Source organism: Pseudomonas sp. GL93, assembly GCF_003408955.1.
GTDB lineage: Bacteria > Pseudomonadota > Gammaproteobacteria > Pseudomonadales > Pseudomonadaceae > Aquipseudomonas > Aquipseudomonas paracarnis.
Map to the genome: position 1 here is coordinate 82,282 of NZ_NKRF01000086.1, position 8,183 is coordinate 90,464.

3 protein-coding genes are annotated in these 8,183 nt (G+C 59.3%); all 3 read left to right on the forward strand.

Features of this window, described 5'->3' with window-relative positions:
• Positions 1–190: 190 nt before the first annotated feature.
• The 3 genes from CER19_RS19415 to CER19_RS19425 all read left to right on the forward strand — a co-directional run bounded on the left by CER19_RS19415 (position 191) and on the right by CER19_RS19425 (position 8,062).
• On the forward strand, positions 191–5,038 hold the full coding sequence (locus CER19_RS19415) for an NEL-type E3 ubiquitin ligase domain-containing protein (protein WP_116667609.1): 4,848 nt from the start codon (positions 191–193) through the stop codon (positions 5,036–5,038).
• A 102-nt stretch (positions 5,039–5,140) separates the two neighbouring features.
• Entirely contained in the window at positions 5,141–6,655 is a 1,515-nt protein-coding gene (gene pap, locus CER19_RS19420; RefSeq protein WP_032896033.1) for a polyphosphate:AMP phosphotransferase, read from the forward strand.
• A 222-nt stretch (positions 6,656–6,877) separates the two neighbouring features.
• A complete protein-coding gene (locus CER19_RS19425) occupies positions 6,878–8,062 on the forward strand; it encodes a thiolase family protein (RefSeq protein WP_003192745.1) in 1,185 nt (394 codons plus the stop codon).
• Positions 8,063–8,183: the final 121 nt, after the last annotated feature.

An 8,183-nucleotide genomic window follows, 5' to 3' on the forward strand; every position in this document is an offset into this window, starting at 1 on the left:
CGGGCAAAGGCAAGGCGGCCATTCTAGCCGATCACGAGGCAGAGGGCTGATCAGGGTGGTAGGCCTGTAGTTTTTGCATGGAAAAGACTGCTGCACGCACCTTCCAACCCATCAACAATCAGCGTTAATCCTGTACTGGGTGCTGCGGTATCGTCATTCCCTGGTTAATAGGCAATCAAGGACATTGCTGATGCGAATCCAGGATGATTTGAACAACAAGCTGAACCAGTTGACCCAGCGCCAGCTGCAAGCGGCCTTGCTGGAAATAACTGGCGATCTGGACAAGGCCCAGGTGCTGCAAAAGCAACTGCCGGGATGGATGGTCAACGCACCTCCTGGCGTACTGGATGCATTGACCAACGATGCGACACAGGTTGCAGCAGCCCAGGCCGCCGTCGCTGAGCGATTGAAGCCGTTGCAGGGGCTGGATGAGTTTTGCAGTGAGCGGCTCAAGCATTACTGCCTGACACGATGGCAACTGGCTGTGGATCCCTGGAAGGATCTTTTTATTCGGGCTGTAAACGAATATGAGAAAGAAGTCGTGCCATTGAAGTATGTAAAAACGGTGAGGTTGGTGCAGGACAGCCTGCTGCATGTGGCGATGCAGAATTTTTCAGAGGATGAAGTCCGGGCACAACACTATCCAGAGGGGTCGCTGTTGCAGTCAGGGGCCGCCATGCATGAGGCCATTGACCTGACGCCCGTTGAGTTTGCCCAGGGCTGCCGTGACCTGGACCTTGGCCGCTTGTACCAGCAGCACATCAGTGATGTGTTCCAACTGCAGAGTGACCCGACAGGGGATAAGCCCTACCTCAATCATGTCGCCACCGATATCGGCCGGATGAAAATCCTGGATGTAAAAGTCGACGCCCATATTGCCTGTATGCGAGGGGATATTTCCCAAGGTACTTACCAGACGCTGTGCACCTTGATGGAGCGCAAACTGACCCCCTCACAGGCCCAGGCTGCAGGGCTGGTGTTTCAAGGGCGACCGGTCATTTGGCAAGGGCTCAATACACAGGGAGCCTGCCTTTGGAGCATCCTGGTGTTGTCTGGCCGCTCGATTGCGCAATACCCGCAAGAGCCCTGTGTGGTGTATATGCCCAACGAGCCGGAGCGACCGTTGTTCGAGTACGCCTCGTTTGAAGACTTTCAGGTTTACCTCAAGGGCAAACTCAAAGTGGCTGCGTATCGCACCTTCTTCAGCCGTTACCTGAGCCAGGGTGACCGGGTCGGTTTTTTCAGCCGTTTCGATCGAACCAATGACATGGGGATGCTGGAGGCCAACCTGATCGGGGTCAGCCTGGCGCGGCATTTTTTCGAGACTTACGTGGGCAAGCTGCAGGCCGACGCGCGGGCCTTGGCGGTGCCGGTGGCCGATGTGGACGAGGCGGCCCGCGACCAGCGCTTGCAGGCATATCAGGACGCCGGGTTGACGCTGCTCAACCTCGCCGGCTTTGTCATTCCGGAGTTGGGGTTATTGATGACCGCAGTGGCGGTGGGGCAGATGCTCGGTGAGCTCTATGAGGGCATCGAGGACTGGCGTCGTGGGCAGCACGAAGAGGCGTTCGAGCAGTTGACGGCGGTGGCGCAAAACATCACATCAATGGTGCTGTTCGCTGCGGGCACCCAAGTAGTAGGTTCGGCGCTCAAACGCAGTGGTCTGAGCCTGGGCAGTTTTTTCCGCAAATTTGAGGTGGTACGCCCCACTCATGGCAACCTGCGGCTGTGGCGCCCGGATGCCACGCGATACATCCATGACCGCAGCGTTGGCGACGACGAAACCGCGGACGCTTCGGGCATCTACAAGGTGGGTGGCCATTCCTACGTCAAGGTCAATGATTGCGTGCACCGGGTTGCATTTGACGCCAAACGGGATCGATGGCGGGCCATCCATCCGCTGCGACCCACGGCTTATCGCCCTGAGCTTGTGCATAACGGTGAAGGCCGTTGGCGTTTTGAGTTCGAAAGGCCGCACGAGTGGGAAGATCAGGAGTATCTCTTTTCACGGCTGCAGCCAGCGGGCCCTGGTGTTTCGCTGCATCCCAGGAAACTGGTACAGATCAAGGCCATCATGAATATGCCCCATGATTGGGGGACCTATCAGGCCCAGGAGTGTTTGCCCTTTCCGGCACGCTTTCGCGATTTGTACGAACGCTTCAGGCTGGACCAGTCCATTCGTGATTTGATCTGGCAGTTGGAAAGCGCGGCTTTCCCGAGCGTCGAAGATTCGACCCTGCAGATGCATGCCTTGCCCCTGCTGCAAGGCTGGCCCGCAGGCCGCTATTTTGAGGTGCTGGATGCACAGCGCAGCATCAAGGCACGCTATCCGTCCAGCGGGCCTTTCGACAACGTCGGCCTGCGCCTGGCGCTCACCGAGCAGATGCTGCGTGAGGGCAAAGTGTTTGAGGTGCTCTTGTCCGGGCTGGATGAGCAACAAAAGATCGGTCTGCTGGGAGAAGAGGTTCCCGCCAATCAGGAGCACGCGGTGCTCGGGCGTCAGTTGCTCGCGCACCTCAAGATGGATCGCAGGCCATTGTTTGAACAGCTTTATCAGGCCTATGACGGGCCGGCACCGTCCGAAGGGGCGTTGCTCAGGCGCACCTATGGGCAAATGCCTTGCACGCTGATACGCGAATTGATGGCCCGCACCTCAACCGTACAGCGTGAGTCCCTGCGCGATAATCAACGTATTCCCATGGCATTGGCCGAGTCAGCGCAGCGTGCCCTTGGCGAGCAACGCCTGGATCGTGCCTTGATGGGGTTTGAGCAGCCAGAGCTGGCCAGCCTGGACACCGCGCGCGTTGCCGTTCGGTCAATGCCCCATCTGGCGGGGTGGGGCAGGGCGGTGCGCCTGGAGTTGCGCCAGGATTCGCCACAGGGCGACTTATTGGCAGTGGGTGCGTTCAAAGACGCTGATGTGCGGCGAGTACTGGTCAGCTCGAGCGCCGGGTTTGAAGCGTTCGATGACAACGGCCTGAGTCTGGGCGGGCCTTATTCCGGGCCGGACGGTTTGTTCGAGGCGATCGACTCAGCATTGACGGACACTCAGCGCGTGGCAATGGGACTACCCCTCAAAGACGCCAGTAACCTCTGGCGCCTGCGATATATGAGTGCCAAGCAGGCGCAGGGAGAACGGGAACTGGCTGGCGAGGCTTTCTCCAGCAGGGGCTGCGAGCACCTGCTGGAGGCGGTTCCCTGCGAAATGGCTGATTCGCCGACCGGGCCACTGGCGCATCCATCGGAGTTGGTACGCAAGGTGAAGCAATTGTATCCGTTGTTCAGCGATGCGCAAGTGTCTTCGCTGCTGATGAAATTGGGGGCTGACCATCTTTCCAGGGCCCGGGCGGTCAAGCGTTTGCAGGCAGAGCTTACGCATCTGCGTGCGCTGCTCAAACTGTGGAAGAGTGATATCCAGGGCATGGATAAGCAGCCAGGCCTGAGCGACATCCGCAATAGCCGCGAGCAAGTGGCGCAACGCATTGAGGCCTGCTGGCGACATCAGAGCTTTACCCTGGATGAGCACCATGCGTCGGTTGCCAGTCTGAACCTGAATGGCATGCGGGTTGGGTCGCTGCCGTCACTGCCCGCCGAAGTTCGTTTTGATCACGTTCGGCAGGTCTCACTCAAGAACATGCGGTTGGGTGACGACGTGGTGTATTTCTTGAAGTGTTTTAAAGGGGTTCGGCATCTGGAGCTGGGACGTAACCGCCTGACCCGTTTGCCAGAAATATTCTCGCGAATGCTTGATCTTGAAAGTTTGTCGATGCCCCGTAACCGTCTTGCGCTGACGGATTACACCCGCCTGAAACTGGCCGACCTGAATACCTTGCGTCTACTGGACCTGAGTCACAACCCTTTGGGTAAGTTGATAGATGTCAGCAATATGCGTGACTTGCACACCCTGCTATTGCAAGACAGCAAACTCGTCGATCTGCCTGCGGGGCTCGGGCGGTTGGCCAACCTGGAGCAGGTGGATCTGCGCGATAACTTGATCACCGTGTTACCTGAGTGGTTGTTCACGGTGCCACGCAGTTTCAGTCAGTCGATTGATCTGGGGGGCAACCCGCTGTCCGAGACGACGGTAACCGAGCTCGAACGCTATCGCGCCGAAGTCGGCATTGGCATGGGGTATGTCGACGACGATGAGCCCCGCATGACCGAACTGAAGGCGCGGGCGCTGTGGTTGCCGGAAGAGGTATCCGTTCGCGCTGCCCACAAGCGCACGGTGTGGGCCAACCTGCGGGACGACCCGGAATCGAGCGCGTTGTTTTTGTTGCTGGCCGAGTTGTCCGGTACCGCCGACAGCCGTCATGTGCACGAGGATATGACGCAGCGGGTCTGGGACGTATTGCAGGCGACCCACGACAGTGTCGGGCTGCGCGAGCAGGTCTTTGAACTGGCGGCTCATCCGACTAACTGTGCAGATGGTGCTGCGCAGATGTTCAGCCAGATGGAGGTCATGAAAGAGGTCGAGAAGGCCACGCAGCAGGCCGGTCGTGCGCAGGGCAACTCCGGGGCGCTGTTGGACTTGAGCCGAGGTTTGTTCCGCCTCAGCGAACTGGAGAAAATCGCCGCGACCTACGCTGTCGAAAACGCCTCCACGGACCCGCTGGAAGTCAGCCTGGCATTTCGAGTCGGGTTGGCCAAAGACCTGCAACTGCCGGGGCAGCCCAAACAAATGCAATATGGCTCCTTTGCCGGGGTGACCCGTGAGGGTTTGGAGCTCGCGCATTCGCAGGTTCGCACGGCAGAGCTTTCCCCGGCATTCTTGCGCTTTATTACCCAGTTGGCTTTCTGGAGAACCCATCTCAAACGGCAATTCCCCGCTGCATTCCTGACGGCTACCGCGCCTTTTGATGCGCAGCAGCAAACGCTTTTTGAAAGCAGTCAGAACCTTACCGACGGCGAGTACTTCAAACAAATGGAAGCCCTGCGCGCGCCGCGCCGACAGGCAGTCACCGCAGTGATAGAGCGCCTGACGCAGCAGATCTTGAGGCATCAAGACTTGGGCATTTGCCAGGTTCCCGGCCATTGACCACCCAACCCGCAGATTGATCCACGGCAAGCCGGTTGAAATTCCTTGCCTGCCGTGGCTGCCAATCCGCTAGTCTTGAGCCATCTTGAAACGGAGCTGCCCATGTTCGAATCCGCCGAAATCGGTCACGCCATCGACAAAGACACCTACGACGCCGAAGTGCCGGCCCTGCGTGAAGCCTTGCTGGAAGTTCAGTACGAGCTGCAACAGCAGAAGCGCTTCCCGGTGATCATCCTGATCAACGGCATCGAGGGCGCGGGCAAGGGTGAAACCGTCAAGCTGCTCAATGAATGGATGGACCCGCGCCTGATCGAAGTGCGCACTTTCGACCAGCAAACCGACGAAGAACTGGCGCGCCCACCGGCCTGGCGCTACTGGCGGCAACTGCCGGCCAAGGGCCGCATGGGCATTTTCTTCGGCAACTGGTACAGCCAGATGCTGCAAGGCCGCGTGCATGGGCAGATCAAGGATGCGCGGCTGGACCAGGCCATCGCTGGCGCCGAACGCCTGGAAAAGATGCTGTGTGATGAAGGTGCGCTGATCTTCAAGTTCTGGTTCCACCTGTCCAAAAAACAGATGAAGGCGCGCCTCAAGGCCCTGGCCGACGACCCGCTGCACAGCTGGCGCATCAGCCCATTGGACTGGCAGCAGTCCAAGACCTACGACAAGTTCGTGCATTTTGGTGAGCGTGTGCTGCGCCGCACCAGCCGCGATTACGCGCCGTGGCATGTGATCGAAGGCGTCGACCCCCATTACCGTGGGCTGACCGTGGGTAAGATCCTGCTGGATGGGCTGCAAAGTGCCTTGAAGCAGGCCAAGGTCAAGGCCAGCGGCATGAACCCGGCGCCGTTGCTTGCCTCGGTGGACCGCAAGAGCCTGCTCGACAGCCTCGACATGACCCTGCGCCTGGACAAGGACGATTACGAAGAACAACTGATTACCGAACAGGCACGCTTCTCTGGCCTGATGCGTGACAAACGCATGCGCAAGCACGCCCTGGTGAGCGTGTTCGAGGGCAACGACGCGGCGGGCAAGGGTGGGGCGATCCGTCGGGTGGCAGCCGCACTCGACCCGCGTCAGTACCACATCGTGCCGATTGCCGCGCCGAGCGAAGACGAACGGGCCCAGCCTTATCTATGGCGGTTCTGGCAGAAGATCCCGGCGCGCGGCATGTTCACCGTGTTTGACCGCTCTTGGTACGGCCGCGTGCTGGTGGAGCGCATCGAAGGCTTCTGTACCCCCGCGGACTGGATGCGCGCCTATGGCGAGATCAATGACTTCGAAGAGCAACTGCGCGATGCCGGGGTGATTGTGGTCAAGTTCTGGCTGGCCATCGACAAGGAGACGCAGCTGGAGCGCTTCCAGGCCCGTGAAGAAATCCCCTTCAAACGCTTCAAGATCACCGAAGACGACTGGCGCAATCGCGACAAGTGGGACGACTACCGCGCGGCAGTGGGCGACATGGTTGACCGCACCAGCACCGAGGTGGCGCCCTGGACCCTGGTGGAAGCCAACGACAAGCGCTGGGCACGGGTCAAGGTGCTGCGCACCATCAACCGTGCGCTGGAAGAGGCATTTGATAAAAGCGACAAGCACGACAAGAAGAAAAAGAAATAGCCTGAGGGGGCTTGCCCTCTCCCACTGTAGGAGCGAGCTTGCTCGCGAAAAACTCATAGGCGCCGCGTTTAGTCAGGAAGCACGCGTTATCGTTGACGTTTTTCGCGAGCAAGCTCGCTCCTACAGTGGGTCCATGCTTTTGCATCCACGCAGTGAATGATCATCGCGGTCGGCCCGGCCCAGCTCTATCCTCGATCCACACCCCCAAGATTGAGGTAGCCCATGCGTGAAGTAGTGATCGTCGACAGCGTACGAACCGGCCTGGCCAAATCCTTTCGCGGCAAGTTCAACCAGACCCGTCCCGATGACATGGCGGCCCATTGTGTCAATGCGCTGCTGGCCCGCAACGGTATCGACCCGGCGACGGTGGAAGACTGCATCGTCGGTGCCGGCTCCAACGAAGGCGCCCAGGGCTATAACATCGGGCGCAATGTGGCGGTGCTCTCGCAACTGGGCACCGGTACGGCGGGCATGACCCTCAACCGTTTCTGTTCGTCGGGCTTGCAGGCGATTGCCATTGCCGCTAACCAGATCGCTTCGGGCTGCAGCGACATCATTGTTGCCGGTGGAGTGGAGTCCATCAGCCTGACCATGAAAAGCGTCAACACCGATAACCTGATCAACCCGCTGCTTAAAGAACAGGTTCCGGGCATTTACTTCCCCATGGGCCAGACCGCCGAAATCGTTGCGCGGCGCTATCACGTCAGTCGCGAAGACCAGGACCTTTACGCGCTGCAAAGCCAGCAGCGCACCGCCCAGGCCCAGGCTGATGGCTTGTTCAACGATGAAATCGTGCCGATGGCGGTCAAGTACAAGGTCGAGGATAAGAACACTGGCGCGGTGCAGATCCTGGACGGCGTGGTCGACCGGGATGACTGCAACCGCCCGGACACCACCCTGGCCAGCCTCAGCGGCTTGAAACCGGTGTTTGCCGAGGATGGCTCGGTGACGGCAGGTAACTCCTCGCAGCTTTCCGACGGTGCGTCGATGACCCTGGTGATGAGCCTGGAGAAAGCCTTGGAACTGGGGCTTAAGCCCAAGGCGTTTTTCCGGGGCTTTACCGTGGCCGGTTGCGAGCCGGATGAAATGGGCATTGGCCCGGTGTTCTCGGTGCCCAAGTTGCTCAAGGCCAAGGGCTTGCAGGTGGCGGATATCGACCTGTGGGAACTCAATGAGGCCTTTGCTTCCCAATGCCTTTACGCGCGCAATCGCCTGGAGATCGATAATGCCAAATACAATGTCAACGGCGGCTCGATTTCCATCGGGCACCCGTTCGGCATGACCGGCTCGCGGCAGGTGGGGCACCTGGTGCGCGAGCTGCAACGACGCAACCTGCGTTATGGGATCGTCACCATGTGCGTGGGCGGGGGAATGGGCGCTACCGGACTCTTCGAAGCCGTGCGCTGAGTCAGGTTGGAATACCGCCAATGTGGGAGATTCTATGGTTGGGGGGAAGCCCCAAAAAACGCTTTTGATTGGTACTCGCTTTGATTTTTCATGAGCGAAAAGGCGATACGCGCTAACGGTA

Coding starts and splice junctions, on each gene's coding strand:
- CER19_RS19415 (WP_116667609.1), top strand. CDS start 191: ATGCGAATCCAGGATGATTTGAACAACAAGCTGAACCAGTTGACCCAG.
- pap (WP_032896033.1), top strand. CDS start 5,141: ATGTTCGAATCCGCCGAAATCGGTCACGCCATCGACAAAGACACCTAC.
- CER19_RS19425 (WP_003192745.1), top strand. CDS start 6,878: ATGCGTGAAGTAGTGATCGTCGACAGCGTACGAACCGGCCTGGCCAAA.